We start from the raw sequence: 550 nt of genomic DNA, 5'->3' as shown, positions 1-550 counted from the left end.
CGATCTTGACGGTGCGGTCGTCGTCCGGGGTGACGTCCACGAACACGGAGTTGAGGACGGCGCGGGCCTGGACGCCCGGGTTGTGGATGAACGTCGCGGTGTTCTCGGCGAGCTGGGCGTACACGGGGTTTCCCTTCTTGAGTGGGGGTGTCTCCCCCACCTCCTACTTAGATTCTATACTCATTGAGATTGGGGGTCCACTTCGCCGGGAAGTTCTCAACCGGTGGACGTCGAGCGTTTTCGCAGGTCAGAGCTTCGGAAGGGCAACAACGAGGGCGGTCGCGTTGTCGGCGTGCTCGTCTCCCGGGCCCCGCCGGCTGATCGTCCGAGCCCGCTCGACCGCGTCGCTGACCAGCACCCCCGCGGCGGACTTCGCCGGGTACTGGTCGAGGACCGTCGCCGGGTAGGCACCGAACCCTCCGGCCAGCCGCCCGCCGGTTTCCTCCATCGGCTGGTAGGCACCGTCGCTGCACAGCAGGAGACGGTCCACGCGGTCCCGGCTGACCGTCAGCTCGCCGATCTCCCCGTAGCCGAGGTCCGACAGCAGGTT

The 550-nt window shown here is 67.3% G+C and carries 1 protein-coding gene; it reads right to left on the bottom strand.

All coding sequences use genetic code 11. The annotated features are described in order from the left end of the window. Positions 1 to 247 precede the first annotated feature (247 nt). A partial coding sequence (locus tag ABD323_RS44775) for a hypothetical protein (RefSeq protein ID WP_425556371.1) occupies positions 248 to 550 on the bottom strand: 303 nt, incomplete at its 5' end.

This window comes from Kitasatospora nipponensis (assembly GCF_039528135.1).
Classification (GTDB): Bacteria; Actinomycetota; Actinomycetes; order Streptomycetales; family Streptomycetaceae; genus Kitasatospora; species Kitasatospora nipponensis.
This window is presented reverse-complemented; position numbering and strand designations above follow the sequence as displayed.